Here is a 13,347-nt window from a genome sequence, read left to right as displayed (position 1 = left end):
ATGGCATTGCGAGCAACAGTGTTGGGGTTTGTGGGGCTGGCGGTATTCGGTCTGTTCTGGTGGGTGAAGGCGACCATCTTGACCGGCGAGGTCAATCAGCTGGCGCAGTCGGTAGAGCAGCTGGAGCAGGACAAGCGCAACCTGCTGGCCGCCTATGAATACTTGAGCACTGAACGTGACCGGCTGGACCGGTTGTATGCCGAAAACAGAAGGGAGAATACCCGTGTGCAAACCATCCTTGAGCGCCAGCTTGAAGCCATGCGCACCACTGAAGCCGATCCGTGCGCTGATGTGCCTGTGTCTGCCGATCGCATTCAGCGGCTGCGCCAGCCCGTCTGGCTCGATACCCCCCATGCAGTGCCGAGCGATTCCTGATGGGTTTTTGCAGGCAACAGAATACCCGGAGCGCCCAGCACTTGGCGCCAGCAACCTCGATATCGACATGTACGCCAAGCGGCTGGAGTTCGCGCTGTGGCGGTGCAACCAAGATAAAAGCGATCTGGATAAGTGGCAGGAGGAAAAGCACCATGGCCCGGACGATGGTTGATCACGCATGTGAACGCTGCGGCGCAGTCCGCAAGGTGAGCCCGGATAAGCTGGCCAAGGGCCTGCAGCGGGTGTGTCGTAAATGCCAGGGTAAGGAGGCTGCAGAAAAGCGCAAGATCGCCATGCTGCGCCGTGGTGGCCCGCGGCATGTCACGTATGAGATCTGCAAGGAGTGTCGCGCTATCTATGAGGCTGCGCCCATTGATGACGATGGCTATTGCAGTGATCGCTGCCGGGAAACAGCAGCGGGGCATACCACCAGTTACCGGCAGGCGGTGGAGTTCTTTCTGTTCGGACGCAAGCCAAAGCCATGGCGGTCGTGGGAGGCGGAGCAGGTTTCGTTGTTTTGAGTGGGCAACAATGGATGTTCGCATGTTGCCCAGTAGGTGAAGGCGGTGTGTATAAAGCATCAGTGTTGCTTGGTGGTACAAACTGGGCCTATAATCTTTATGGTATATATTTTATGGGTTCGTAGGTGGCAGGGAGGCATAGCTGACTTTGATGGGAATAGGTAAACCATGAGTGGGAAGCGAGTTGTTAAGCTGCCATTGCAGCAGGCGCAGGCTGCGAAAATATTAGAAGAGACAGCCAAGGACACCAGTAAGTTGATCTTCACCAACCACGCCGAAGAGCGCATGAACGAGCGGGGGATAACCCGCATAGATGTGATCAGGGTGTTGTGTAAAGGATCAATTGTCGAAGGGCCATCCTTATCTGCCAAAGGCAGCTGGGAAATGCGTGTAGAGGGTATGTCGGCCGGCAGCTCTTTAACTGTTGCCGTAGCAATTGACTACAAAATTCTTGAAGAATCCAGCTGTGTTGCAATCGTCATCACAGCTTTCTAAAAAACGAATATACCACCAAGCAAACATAGAGAGTCGCAAAGGGATTGCGCAACCAGGAGGGAAAGGCATGCATCGCTACACTAGTTGTGGTCTGCCGAACATCTATCTAAAGAATGGATATAAGGAGTACGACACTCCATATGGTAAAGGGGTCGCCATTGAAGATGTTCCAGGCCTGCACAAAGCAATAGCGTTGGCTATCATCGAATCACCTTCAAAACTGACCGGTGCAGAGATGAAGTTTCTGCGCAAAGAGATGAACCTCTCCCAGAAGAGGCTGGGACAGCTGTTGGCAGTTGAAGATCAGACTGTAGCAAACTGGGAAAAAAGAGGACCTTCATCTATGGCGGATCGCTTCATTCGCATTGTGGCAATGGGGCATTATGAAGACGATGAAGTAAAAGGCCTGATAGAGAAGCTGGCCGAAATGGATAGAAAAGAACATGAGTCCTTCTGCTTTGAAGAGTCAGATCACGGGTGGAAAGAAGCAATAGCTGCTTGATTACATCCGTCACGCCGAGCCCAGCCAATGCGCTGGGCTTTTTGTTTATAGCGCACAGACACTTGGTGCGAACATAAGCGCACCAGCACGCACAGCATGCTGAGAAGCAGCCAGCGTACCAAGGCAAGCCGATCAACAACCACGACCACCAACCACACCAGCCAACCGCAGCGCGCAGCAGCGGCAGGCCTGCGCCTGATCGTTGGCCAGCATCACACCAGCTCAGACCAGGGTCATCAGCAACCGATCGGCAGGGCTAAAGCAAGCGCCAGGGCAGGGGGCACCCCCTCGCTAGGTTCTTCCGGGGCACCCCCACCCCCGCGAGGGCGTAGACCCGCCGAGTTTCTGTACTCAGTGCTTTTTCAGGTTTTGGCAACTCCATCAACAGGTTACGGCCACAGACGCCCGGCAGCCGGTGGAGTAGGGTACAGGCCAGTGCGACTACTGGGTTTTGGTACATGGCAAGAACAGGCAACAACCACAAAGGTGCCAACTCTGACGGCGGTTTCGGCACCATCTGTAATGGCGCTGAGCTGGCGCGGATTATCGGTGTCAGCCGTCCGACCATCACCAAGTTCACCAAGGCCGGCATGCCGATCTATGACGAAAAGGGTGCGCGCAATTCACCCCGCTATGACTCGGCAGCCTGCATTCGTTGGTGGAAGGATCGAGAGCTGCAGAAGGCCCGTGGCAGCGGGGATGCAGACGAACTCGACATAGACGAAATACGCCGCCGCACCGAACTGGCCAAGATGAAAAAGGAAGAAATCAGCCTGGCGGTTGAGGAAGAGCGTTACGGTGATGTTGAGGCAATCCTTGAGGAGTTGGGGCATGCCTTGGCCACCATCAGGGCAAGCCTGATCGCCCTGCCAAAATGTGCAGCTCAGCTGGAGCATCAAGAATCCGGATTCATCGAAAAACGCCTTGAGGAAGAGGTGTATCGGATGCTCGAAGAACTGGCCGACTTCACCATAGAGGATGACGATGGCAGCGAGTGAGCCGCTTCACTTTCGTTGCCTTCGTAACCTCAGGCGCCGGCTTGAGGATACCATCAAGGCAAACCTGAAGCCTCCGCCCCGACTCAATCTCGTTGAGTGGGCGGATACCTTCCGGTACCTGCCTGACAACTCTGCAGAAGCGGGTAAGTGGCGCACCGATCGCGTTGAAGCCGCCCGCGCCCCGATGCTGGCCATTACCGACCCTGAGGTTCAGGAAGTCACGGTTATGTGCTGCATCCAGCTGATGAAGACCGAGTTAATGCTCAACGCGGCCCTGTACTACATGCACCAGGAGCCGTCCCCGATCATGTACGTGGCGCCGAAGACGGAAACTGCCGAAGCATGGTCAAAGGAACGACTTGTCAAATCGGTCACCGCCACACCGGCCGTCCGCGATATCTTCAGCAGCAACCGCCGGGGGCAGGGCAATACCATCCTGCAGAAGCAGTTCCCGGGTGGTCAGATATCCATAGTCTCGGCCCGCAACCCGACTGACCTTGCTATGCGCGCCTGTCGAATCATGCTGTTCGATGAGTGTGACAAATACCCAATGAACGTGGGTGCCGGTGAAGGTGGCTCCGGTGGTGAGGGTGACCCGATCCAAGTGGCGTGGGGTCGTGCCACCACGTATGGGCGCCGCGCCAAGAAAATCACCGCCTGTTCGCCTACGGTTGAAGGTCGCTCCCGTATCCATCAGGAGTACCTAAAGTCAAACCAGTGCGTATTCCACCAGCCTTGCCGCCACTGCGGTCACTCGGAAGAGCTGGACTGGTATCGGCACGTCAATATCCCCGAAGATAAGGACGGCAACCTGCTGCCGGACAAGGCCCGCATTGTGTGCGGCGGTTGCGGTACTGAATGGAGCGAAAGCGACCGCTTTTGGTCAATAGCAAACCATGAATGGGTGCCGAAGCGCCCAGAAATCACCCACCACATGGGGTTCAAGGCGTCTGCACTGGCGTCCCCGTTTATCTCGGTAGTAGCGCTGGCGCGTGAATACGTAGATGCCAAAGACAGCCCGCAGGCCCTGAAAGCCTTCACCAACACCCGACTGGCTGACGTATACCGCGAAAAAGGCGACGCACCTGACTGGCAGCGCCTGTATGAACGCCGCGAAACATGGCCCTTGGGCAATGTGCCCGCCGGTGGCTTGATGATCGTGTGTGGTATCGACGTACAGAAAGACTACCTGATCTTTGAGGTGGTCGCGTATGGCCGCAAAAAACGCAGCTGGTCCATCGATATCGGCGTGATTGACGGCCATATCTCGACCGACAGCACCAAGGAAGAGCTGAGCAAGTTCCTTGAAACCCGCTACACCAACCAGCACGGTATCGCCATGCCGATAGAGCTGGCGCTGATCGACTCATCCAACGACACCCAAGAGGTTTACAACACCGTGGCCCAGATCGGCACGCCGCGGCTGCGGGCTATCAAGGGTGTGGGCAGCCTGACCACCATGATCGGCACACCCAAGCCGGTGCAGATCAGCATCGATGGCATCCGCAAAGACGGCGGCATCAAGATGTGGCCTGTGGGCGTCAACGTGCTGAAAGAACAACTCTACAAGTGGCTGCTGCTGCCGCGTCCAACCGACGAAGCACTGGCCGAAGGCTCTGAATGGCCGACCGGTTATTGCCACTTCCCTGAGTGGGGCGATGATTACTTCAAGCAGCTTACTGCCGAAATACTGGTGGAGCGTGCCAACAGCCGCGGTTACCTGGAACAGGTATGGGAACGTATCCGCGACCACAACCACTACCTTGACTGCCGCAACTACGCCCGTGCCGCGTCTGCCATGCTGGGGCTTGATCGCATGGCCGAGGATGACTGGCAAGCACGCGAAACACGCTACGGCAAGGAAGCACCGGAAGGCGCAGAGCCGACCCCAGGCACCACCCCCCAGAAGGTACCGGCGACACCCACTGCCACACCACCGCGCAAAAAGCGCCCATCGAAATGGTTTAAGAAGCGCTGACCGGCTGACTTGTATTCGACTGCAATCACCGGAGGATGACTGGATAAATAACCAGCATGTAGGTGGTAACAGTGGAAAACCAGCACCGAAAAATCAAAGGCTACCGTGAGCTAAGCCAAGAAGAGATCGATCTGATGAACCGCATTAAGGCAAAGGGCGCCGAGATGCTGGCACTTCAGTGTGAGCTGCAGGGCATGCTGATCGCACAGCAGAAAGTTAAAGCTGCCAAGGCAGAAACCAATAGCCTTGAGCGTGAAGAATACAACCGCTTTCTCCATGCGGAGCCTCTGCGCTGGGCAACTATCGGCAAAAACGACATTCAGACCGGAATTATGGCGCTGGTGCGAGCGGTAGCGCAGCCAAGCGAGTGTTGAGGTAGCGATATGTGGCTGTTCCCAAAAAGACATTACGAGAGCCCGGATTCGGTGCGGAAAGCAGCTGAGAAATGCCCAATGCCGCCCGTAAAACCACCAAAGGCAAAATCTGATTTAGAGCGCATTGCCGATGCGCTTGAACGCATAGCGAATCAGATGGAAAAGCGTCCACCAAACACAGGGCCTCGCTGAATGACCACCTTCACCCACGAACAGCTCGCCAACCTCAAGAAAGCCTATGCCCGTGGCGTTATGCGCGTGCGCGAAGGGGATACCTGGGTTGAGTACCAGTCTATGCGAATGATGGCGCAGGCCATCGACCGGATGGAGGCTGAGCTGGGCATCCAACACGCCAACCGCCCGCGTGGAGTGCGCCGGGTACGATTCGGGACGCTGAAATGAACCTGATCGACAAATGGTACGAAGTCACCAACCCCAAGAAGGCCGTTGACCGGCAGCGTCAGCGCATGGTGCTGGACGAACTGCGTGCCTACAACGCCGCCCGCCCAAACCGTGGTTCTGGTGGCTACAGTCGCCGGGGCGGACGGGCAGCGGAAGAGGTGGCGCGGGGTCATCGCGGCCTTGCCGGTGGTGCTCAGGATCTGGTGCGCAATACCGCAATCGGCAACCGCATCAAGGCCGTGCTGGCCAGTAACATGGTGGGTGACGGCATCAAGCCTGACTATATCGGCGGCAGCCCGCGCCGGGTGGAGAAGTACAAAGACACCTTCGAGGCCTGGGCCAATTCGCCGCTGTGCGACTACGAACACCATTACAACTTCTGGGGCCTGCAGCACTTGTGGGCGGCCACCGTGGTTGAATCTGGTGGTGTATTCGTGCGCCGCATCATCAACAACGTCATGACCTTTCCGCTGGTGCTGCAAACGCTTGAACAACAGTACCTGGATGAATCCAAGTCCGGCCTGACCGATGAAGGCGGCGAAATCTTCAGCGGCATCGAGTATCGCGCAGATGGCAGCATTAATGGCTACTGGCTGAAAACCAAACTGGTCGGCAACTTCTACCGCGAAGAAAGCGAGTTCTTCCCGGCGGATGACATCATTCACATTTACTGGAAAGACCGCCCCGGCCAGCATCTGGGCGTCAGCTGGCTGCACCCGATTGCCGATCTGGTCGACATGCGCCAAGAGTGGCGCGATGCCGTGCTGATGCAACAGCGCATTGCCGCCTGCTTTGGCGTCATCGTCAAAGAGCCTTCCGGTGATATGGGGCTGGGCAGCAAGAACAGCACCTTGCGCGACGAAGACGGCCAGGCCTACTCCGAAATAGAGTCCGGCATGATCGCCTACACCGATTCCGGTACCGAAGTGACCGTGGTCACACCACCCAACCTCAACCACACCACTGACTTCAACGCCGAAGTGTTGCAAGACATTGCCGTGGGTGTGGGCGCAACCCGGGAGCAAATTACCGGCGACTTCAGCAAAGTTACCTGGGCGTCCGGGCGGCTGGCGCGGGGTGAGTTTTACACCAACCTCGACCGCTGGCAGAACTTCATGCTGCTGCCGGCACTGGATCGGGTGCACAACTGGTTCGATGACCTCTACACCATCAAGTTTGGCTCCGTATCGGCCAAGCAACGCAGCTGGATCCTGCCGCACCGCTCAGCCGTCAACCCGAAAGAAGAGCTGGACGTGGATATCAAGAAGGTCCGCACCGGTGCCATGACACCCCAGCAGTTCACCCGCAAGCACGGCATCAAGTTTGAAGCGGCCATTCAGGCCTGGAAAGAAGCCAAGGCCACCATGGGTGACCTGCCGTTTGACTTCGATCCGAGCAAATTCAGCTCTGCCGGCAACCAGCTCGATAACAACGACTCTGCCAGCAGCAACAGCGACAGCAAAGAGGATTCGGACAATGAAAGTGGTTGAACATCGAATTACAGGCAAACCGCAAAGTGGAAAAACAACATCAATGGTTTTGCAGGCAAAGGCTTTCTCTGCTGCAGGCATGAAATGCCTATATGTGGTGCCTTCGCATGAAATGGCCCACTTTTATTCAAGAACCCATTTCAGTTCAGAAGTACAGGTTAATCATGCGCTGAATGTAGATCTGTCAGATCTTAAGGTTGGCTGTAAAGGCGGTTTTGGGGCGGTGTTTTTCGATGATGTTGATGCCTATCCAGGCACTTCAAAGCGAGAGATCGAAGCGGGCCTGAAAAAATTAAAAGCTGATTCAGATGGAGCGGGCTTCGTGCAGATATTCATTGCTGTGACAGACAACCCCGTTAAACCGCTGTAAAAATATCCAGCATTAAGACAACGGAGCCAGGCGATGCCGATCAGAAAAGAGCAAATGCCGAACCTCAAGGGTAAGGCTGCATTCCGGCCAGAAACGGCAGACCGCGAAGCCATGACTGTCGAGATGGTGTTCACCACCGGCGAAGAAGGCCTGCGGTACGACTGGTGGAATGACGCCCAGTTCATGGAATCGCTGGAAGTCAGCGAAAAGGCCATTCGCGCCGACCGGTTGAACAAAGGCCTGAGCATTCTCGACAGCCACAACCGCTATGACGGCATCGACAAGGTGCTGGGCATCACCGAAGAGTGGCGCATCGAGAAAGGCCAGCTGATCGGCACCTGCCGCTTCAGCCGCAACCAGCAGGCCGTATTCGATGACGTGGCCGATGGCATCCTTCGGCATGTATCCCTTGGGTACCGCATCCATGAATACAAGGTCACCAAAGCCACCAAGGAAGGCCAGCTCGAAAAACGCATGGCCGTCGACTGGGAGCCGCTGGAACTGTCCATCGTCCCCGTCAGCTTTGAAACCACGAACGGTACCCGTGAGGCCGAGCGTGCCAACACCGAAACTCACGAAGTCATACTGACCACTGAAGAGGTAGACGATATGCCTAAGCCTGTAGACGACAAGCGCGAAGATGCTCCGCAGGATCAGCCTGCTGACGAGCAGCGCGAACACCCGGCTGAACCGCAGACCCGCGCTGTTGATACAGAGCAGGCAGCTGCACAGGTTCGTGCCCAACTGAAACCGATGCTCGACGCCTCCCGCGCCGCCGGCCTTGATGACACCTTTGCCATCGAAGCCTTCGACCGTGGTGTGGGTATCGACGCCTTCCGCGCCGAGGTGCTGAACAAAATGGCTGAAACCCGCAAAGCTGACGCCATCAAGTCCTTTGGTGACCCCGAGCTGCGTTCTGATGGCCGCCGTGACCAAACTGAAACGCTGGTGCGCGGTGCTGAAGAAGCCATCGCCGTGCGTGCCCGTGTCAACGGTGCCACCATGACCGATGCCGCCCGTGAATTCACCGGCATGACTCTGTATGACATTGGCCGTGAACTGCTGGTGGCCCGCGGCATCAACGTGCGCGGTATGTCCCGTGAAAAGATTGCGGCCCGTGCCATGCACTCCACCAGCGACTTCCCGCTGATTCTCGAAAACGTGATGAACAAGAACCTGCTCGACAGTTACCGGGAAACCCCGCGTACCTTCCAGAGCCTGGGCCAGCGTTCAACCGTGAACGACTTCCGCGAGAAGCACCTGTACCGCCTGGGTGACGCCCCGAGCCTGAAGCCGCTGGGTGAAAACGGTGAATACAAGGCCGGCACCTTCTCAGAGGCCAAAGAAAGCTACGCGATCGACACCTTCGCGCGCAAGATCGCCTTTACGCGCAAGATGCTGATCAACGACGACATGAGCGCACTGGACCGTGTGCCGCGCATGTTTGGCCCGGCTGGCGCCCGTCTGGAAAACGACATCGTGTGGGGCCTGTTGCTGAACTATGACTTCATCAACAACAAAGCCGCCGATCACAAGATGGCTGACAACAAGGCGCTGTTTGACGCTGCCCACGGCAACCTGCTGACCGGTGCAGGTTCTGCCCTGTCCAAGGATGCGCTGACCGAACTGCGCAAACTGGGCCGCAAGCAGAAGACGCTGGACGGCCAGTTCATGAACGTCGAGTACAACGCCATTGCGCTGCCGGAAGATCTGGAAACCACCGTGGAAGACCTGCTGCTGCCGCGCATCGTGGCCGCCAAGGTGGAAGATCAGGCCCCGCGTCAGAAGATGGACATCATCGTGGAACCGCGCTTGTCTGTTGTATCGAAGACCGCTTGGTACGCCTTCAGTCGCATGATGGACACCTTCGAGTATGCGTACCTCTCCGGCGAAGAAGAGATGTACACCGAAGTGGTCACCAGCACGGATGTGGATGGCCTGGAAGTGAAGGTCCGCAAGGACTTTGGTGCTGGTCTGGTCGACTGGCGTGGTATGGCCAAGGCTGTGGGCGCGTAAGCGCCCCGTTTCCGGCACCTTAACTGGAGAATACAGATGAAAAACTTCGTACAGAAAGGCGATGTTGTCACTTTCACAGCCCCGACCGGCGGCGCGGCATCCGGCATCCCGCTGGTGGTTGGCTCGCTGGTGGTGATCCCTGCATTTTCAGCCGCAGAAGGCTACGAATGCGAAGGCGTGACCACAGGCGTGTTCAGCCTGCCGAAACTCAGCACCGACACCCCGGCGCAGTTTGCCAAGGCGTACTGGGATGCCACCAACGGTGAAGTGACCACCACTGCCACCGACAACACCCTGATCGGTGTGTTTATGCACGCGCACGCGGCCGGCACCACTGAGGCGGATATCCGCCTGAATGGCGTCGGCATCTAATGTCGCTGCTGCGTGAAATCATGGGTGAGGCTCAGGGCATCGTAAACGATGTTCTGGGCCATACCTGTGTGCTCACCAACACCGCCACCGGTGAAACCACCCCGAACCTCAGGGTGGTCATCAACAGCAAAGTGAAGCTCTACCAAGATGGCATCTTCGGCGGACTGGTCACCACGGCCGTATTCGACCGCAGCCAATGCGACCCGAAGATCGGTGACGAACTCCACGACGAAGACACCGGCATCACCTACACCCTGGAAGCGGTCAAGGATGAAACTCTGTCCAAGCTGGTATTTATAGTGGGTGAAGACTGAGCCTGCATTCACGCATAGCCATTCACCCCCAGCCGACGCTGCACGCCTTCAATCCCGTCATCCAATTCTGACCACGCAATAGTCGGAGTCAGCAGTCTTATCATTTAGTCACTTATGGAGGTGACAATGCCATTGTCAAAGTAAACATACTGCGTGCCATTGCGACCTCTGTCATAGACCCACTGCTCACTCACGCCGCTTGATCCAATCGATCTATTGATATCACTGGGGCGACCCCAAGAAGCGAGCACATCAGACTTGGTCATGCTTAGGCGCACTTGCTTGTTGCGGATCGCTTCTTTGTTCAGGCGCCTCTCCCTTGCCTCTGCGGCCCTCTGTTCGACGATTTCACGGCCTTTTGCTCGTCGCTCTTCGAGATCTTTACGTAGTTCTTCGACTGATCTTGTGTTTACCACTGGTGGCGTGTCACTCGGTGCAGGGGCATCGATACGTGTCGGCACATCCCCCGGGCTGCAAGGCGTACTTTGATACACCTTCCGCCCGTTTACTTCGCAGGTGTACACACCCGCTTGCACCATCACCGGGGCGGTGAACAACAGCGCAAATATGATCCCTTTCCGCATGACAGGCCTCCTGTAGCCTTGTTGTGTCAGCAGCAATGCTAACCCCCAGTTGCCGTGAATTGAAGTCAGTATCTCACAGACACCCCCGCCCGCATGGCATATAAAGGCCACAACGGAACATGAAGGGTACTCATGGCTATCTACCTTGGCAGCAATGCCCACGTATTCAATGCCGGTGACCTGCTGGCGATAACAACGCGACTCAAGGCCCGTGAAGACGAGGTCGAAAACGCGTTGGCGCAGGCGGTTAACCTGGCGGCTGATACCACCATCGAGCTGACCACCGAAGAGTGGAACAGCTACTTCCGCATCAATGGTCAGTACATCGATGGCAAGGTGCGCGTGGTGCGCCGTGCAAGGGCAGGGCGGGCCGAAGCGGTTGTGGGTGCGCGATCCCGTGCGACCCGCGCCGACAACTTCCGATATCAGGTCATGGCCGGGCGTAAGGGTGTGCGCCTGAACGTGCGCCGCGGCAGCAGTGGCGGGGTGATCCGCAATGCGTTTGTGATCCCGCGTGCCAAGTCCAACGGCAAGCCGCTGATTCTGGAACGGCTGCAGAAGTATCGCAAAGGCGAAGGCCGCAACTTCAAGCATGGCGGTGCTACCAGTGGCCGTTTCAACCGTGCCGAAAAGCTGCGCTTCAAAGCCCTGTATGGCCCGTCAGTCAACCAGCACTTCCACGACTCCCGCGACCGCGTGGCACCCAAGGCTATGAGTGCCGCCAAAGCGCAATTCATGAAGGCAATCAACGCATGAACATCACCAGCGACATCATCCCGGCCCTGGACGATATCAAGCGCAGGCTGGAGCAGATCAGCACCGCCAACGGCTACACCAGTAACCCCAGCATCAAACGGGGTTGGCTGGAAATGCTGTTCCGGGGCCGCAATCGGCATGAAGTAACGCTGCCGGTCATCGCTTACCGCCCAGCCAACAGCAATCCGGAACGTGCCGTGCCGGGCAACTCCAACCTCACCGATGTGGTCACCGTGCTGCTGGATTGCGCCGTCAGTACCAAGGACAGCGCCACCCCGGTGGATGACCTGCTGAACCTGCTGAAAGACGTGCGGCGTTCACTTGTTTTCGACCCGGATGACCGGAAACTGGTGATATCCGACATGACGATTGAGGACTGTCCGTTTGACCTTCCTGAATCGGGTGACGATTACGCATTCTTCAGCCAGAAAATCAGCTTCAAGGTGGTCGAGCAATATGCTTAAGCCAGTACGCGATCAGATCATCCTCGATGTTATCGAGCAGGAAACCACCACCAGTGGCGGCATTGTGCTGCCCGGCTCAGCGGTCGAAAAGCCTTACCGCGGCGTGGTGATGGCGCGCAACGAATCCTTCACTATGCCCGATGGCTCGGTGAAAGCAGCAGAAACCGAGCTGGGCGATATCGTCTACTTCGGCAAAACCCACGGCACAGAGGTGCAGTACCAGGGCAAGCAGTATCTGGTGATCTCTGAAGAATTCATCCTCTGCAAGGAGTCATGCCATGACTGAAGCAACCAAGGCAGCAGAACAGAAAGAAACCGAAACCGCCAAGGTCACCGTGAAGGTCACGGCTGATGCTGGTGTAACCTTTGCCCGCAAGCACTACGCCCAGGGCGAATCCATCACCTGCACACCGGGCCAGGCCAAGATCCTGAAAGCCCAGCGTGTGACTGAATAAGGAGTAGCGTCATGGGTGTATTGGTAAACGAATACTACAAGGGCAAGGGTACCGCCTACCTGCGCCGCCGTTCCGGCACTGACGGCCTGCTGCCGATCGGTAACGCCTCTGAAATTGCACTGGCGTTCAGTATCAATAAGCAGGAAATGAAAGACTACGAGAACGCCGGTGGTGCAACCGCTGACACGGCCACCTCTATCGAGTCTGCAACCGCCAACATCACGTTGATGAACCTTAACCCGACCAACATTGCCCGCGTTACCGCCGGTACCACCTCGGTAGTTGAGGCTGGCGCTGTAACGGCTGAAGCGCACACCGTTGGTGCCCAGGGTTCGTTCGTGAAGTTCGACAAGATCCCGGACACCTCCGACACCATCACCGTGACTGGTACCGGCGGCACCCCGGCCTATGTTGAAGGCACCGACTACGAAACCAAAAACGGTGGCATCCTGATCCTTGAGGGTGACATTGCCGCTGCGGCTGAAATCGAAGTGAACTACACCGCGGTTAAGTCCCGCGTGGTGCAGTCGCTGATGGAAATCGGTGAAGAGTACGAAATGTACTTTGATGGTTTGAACGAAGCCCGCTCCGGTAAGGCATCACTGGCCACCATGCACCGCGTAAAGGTGAACCCGACGCAGGGCCTGCCGTTGATCTCGGACGACTACGCCAGCCTGCAGTTCACCGTGGATATTCTGCGTGACGACACTGTGACCGGCTCCGACAAGTCCAAGTACGTCATGATGGAATACGCCGAGTAATCACCCGAGGCACCTCCAGCGTTGACCCTTCAGGCCGCCTCAGTGCGGCCTTTTTTATGTGCAGGATGCACGGTATGCCGCGGGCGCAGGGATGCGCAGGAGCGGCGCTAACAGACAGGT

Annotated in this window: 20 protein-coding genes; 19 read left to right on the top strand and 1 reads right to left on the bottom strand. The window is 57.1% G+C overall.

Annotation, left to right across the window (positions count from 1 at the left end):
* The 14 genes from ACAM29_RS05900 (at position 1) to ACAM29_RS05835 (ending at position 10,207) form a co-directional block, all read left to right on the top strand.
* Entirely contained in the window at positions 1-375 is a 375-nt protein-coding gene (locus ACAM29_RS05900) for a hypothetical protein (protein ID WP_369623525.1), read from the top strand.
* Positions 353-547 carry a hypothetical protein gene (locus ACAM29_RS05895; RefSeq protein WP_369623524.1) on the top strand — a complete coding sequence of 65 codons (195 nt, stop codon included), beginning with the start codon at positions 353-355 and terminating at the stop codon, positions 545-547. The genes ACAM29_RS05900 and ACAM29_RS05895 overlap by 23 nt, the downstream gene beginning before the upstream one ends.
* Positions 528-896 carry a hypothetical protein gene (locus tag ACAM29_RS05890; protein ID WP_369623523.1) on the top strand — a complete coding sequence of 123 codons (369 nt, stop codon included), beginning with the start codon at positions 528-530 and terminating at the stop codon, positions 894-896. Before ACAM29_RS05895 ends, ACAM29_RS05890 begins: the two co-directional genes overlap by 20 nt.
* A 168-nt stretch (positions 897-1,064) precedes the next feature.
* Entirely contained in the window at positions 1,065-1,391 is a 327-nt protein-coding gene (locus ACAM29_RS05885; RefSeq protein ID WP_369623522.1) for a DUF4258 domain-containing protein, read from the top strand.
* A gap of 67 nt (positions 1,392-1,458) precedes the next feature.
* Positions 1,459-1,893: a helix-turn-helix domain-containing protein gene (locus tag ACAM29_RS05880; RefSeq protein ID WP_369623521.1), complete on the top strand. Its 435-nt coding sequence runs from the start codon at positions 1,459-1,461 to the stop codon at positions 1,891-1,893.
* Positions 1,894-2,351: 458 nt separating this feature from the next.
* Positions 2,352-2,891, top strand: a complete 540-nt coding sequence (locus tag ACAM29_RS05875) for a terminase small subunit (RefSeq protein WP_369623520.1) — start codon at positions 2,352-2,354, stop codon at positions 2,889-2,891.
* The gene (locus tag ACAM29_RS05870) at positions 2,878-4,869 is read left to right on the top strand and encodes a phage terminase large subunit family protein (protein WP_369623519.1); all 1,992 of its coding nucleotides are present in this window, start codon (positions 2,878-2,880) and stop codon (positions 4,867-4,869) included. The genes ACAM29_RS05875 and ACAM29_RS05870 overlap by 14 nt, the downstream gene beginning before the upstream one ends.
* A gap of 71 nt (positions 4,870-4,940) precedes the next feature.
* Positions 4,941-5,243: a hypothetical protein gene (locus ACAM29_RS05865; protein WP_369623518.1), complete on the top strand. Its 303-nt coding sequence runs from the start codon at positions 4,941-4,943 to the stop codon at positions 5,241-5,243.
* A gap of 192 nt (positions 5,244-5,435) precedes the next feature.
* Positions 5,436-5,645, top strand: a complete 210-nt coding sequence (locus tag ACAM29_RS05860) for a phage head-tail joining protein (RefSeq protein WP_369623517.1) — start codon at positions 5,436-5,438, stop codon at positions 5,643-5,645.
* Positions 5,642-7,135 carry a phage portal protein gene (locus tag ACAM29_RS05855; protein WP_369623516.1) on the top strand — a complete coding sequence of 498 codons (1,494 nt, stop codon included), beginning with the start codon at positions 5,642-5,644 and terminating at the stop codon, positions 7,133-7,135. Before ACAM29_RS05860 ends, ACAM29_RS05855 begins: the two co-directional genes overlap by 4 nt.
* Positions 7,122-7,505, top strand: a complete 384-nt coding sequence (locus tag ACAM29_RS05850; RefSeq protein WP_369623515.1) for a hypothetical protein — start codon at positions 7,122-7,124, stop codon at positions 7,503-7,505. Before ACAM29_RS05855 ends, ACAM29_RS05850 begins: the two co-directional genes overlap by 14 nt.
* A gap of 33 nt (positions 7,506-7,538) precedes the next feature.
* Positions 7,539-9,521: a prohead protease/major capsid protein fusion protein gene (locus ACAM29_RS05845; RefSeq protein ID WP_369623514.1), complete on the top strand. Its 1,983-nt coding sequence runs from the start codon at positions 7,539-7,541 to the stop codon at positions 9,519-9,521.
* A 36-nt stretch (positions 9,522-9,557) separates the two neighbouring features.
* Positions 9,558-9,893 (top strand): DUF2190 family protein, encoded by a 336-nt coding sequence (locus ACAM29_RS05840; protein ID WP_369623513.1) that lies wholly within the window; start codon positions 9,558-9,560, stop codon positions 9,891-9,893.
* The gene (locus ACAM29_RS05835) at positions 9,893-10,207 is read left to right on the top strand and encodes a hypothetical protein (protein ID WP_369623512.1); all 315 of its coding nucleotides are present in this window, start codon (positions 9,893-9,895) and stop codon (positions 10,205-10,207) included. The genes ACAM29_RS05840 and ACAM29_RS05835 overlap by 1 nt, the downstream gene beginning before the upstream one ends.
* Before the next feature lie 104 nt (positions 10,208-10,311).
* Here the strand turns inward: ACAM29_RS05835 and ACAM29_RS05830 are convergent, their stop codons facing one another.
* Positions 10,312-10,791 carry a DUF4124 domain-containing protein gene (locus ACAM29_RS05830; RefSeq protein ID WP_369623511.1) on the bottom strand — a complete coding sequence of 160 codons (480 nt, stop codon included), beginning with the start codon at positions 10,789-10,791 and terminating at the stop codon, positions 10,312-10,314.
* A gap of 132 nt (positions 10,792-10,923) precedes the next feature.
* Here ACAM29_RS05830 and ACAM29_RS05825 point away from each other — a divergent pair, with 132 nt between their 5' ends.
* The 5 genes from ACAM29_RS05825 to ACAM29_RS05805 are packed head-to-tail and all read left to right on the top strand — an operon-like array spanning position 10,924 to position 13,227.
* Entirely contained in the window at positions 10,924-11,547 is a 624-nt protein-coding gene (locus ACAM29_RS05825; protein ID WP_369623510.1) for a hypothetical protein, read from the top strand.
* Positions 11,544-12,011, top strand: coding sequence for a hypothetical protein (locus tag ACAM29_RS05820; protein ID WP_369623509.1), 468 nt, complete (start codon positions 11,544-11,546; stop codon positions 12,009-12,011). Before ACAM29_RS05825 ends, ACAM29_RS05820 begins: the two co-directional genes overlap by 4 nt.
* On the top strand, positions 12,004-12,297 hold the full coding sequence (locus tag ACAM29_RS05815; protein ID WP_369623508.1) for a co-chaperone GroES: 294 nt from the start codon (positions 12,004-12,006) through the stop codon (positions 12,295-12,297). Before ACAM29_RS05820 ends, ACAM29_RS05815 begins: the two co-directional genes overlap by 8 nt.
* Positions 12,290-12,466 carry a hypothetical protein gene (locus tag ACAM29_RS05810; protein ID WP_369623507.1) on the top strand — a complete coding sequence of 59 codons (177 nt, stop codon included), beginning with the start codon at positions 12,290-12,292 and terminating at the stop codon, positions 12,464-12,466. The genes ACAM29_RS05815 and ACAM29_RS05810 overlap by 8 nt, the downstream gene beginning before the upstream one ends.
* A gap of 11 nt (positions 12,467-12,477) precedes the next feature.
* Positions 12,478-13,227, top strand: a complete 750-nt coding sequence (locus ACAM29_RS05805) for a hypothetical protein (RefSeq protein ID WP_369623506.1) — start codon at positions 12,478-12,480, stop codon at positions 13,225-13,227.
* Positions 13,228-13,347 lie beyond the last annotated feature (120 nt).

The sequence above is a fragment of the Marinobacterium sp. BA1 genome (genome assembly GCF_041155135.1).
Taxonomy (GTDB): Bacteria; Pseudomonadota; Gammaproteobacteria; order Pseudomonadales; family Balneatricaceae; genus Marinobacterium; species Marinobacterium iners.
This window is presented reverse-complemented; position numbering and strand designations above follow the sequence as displayed.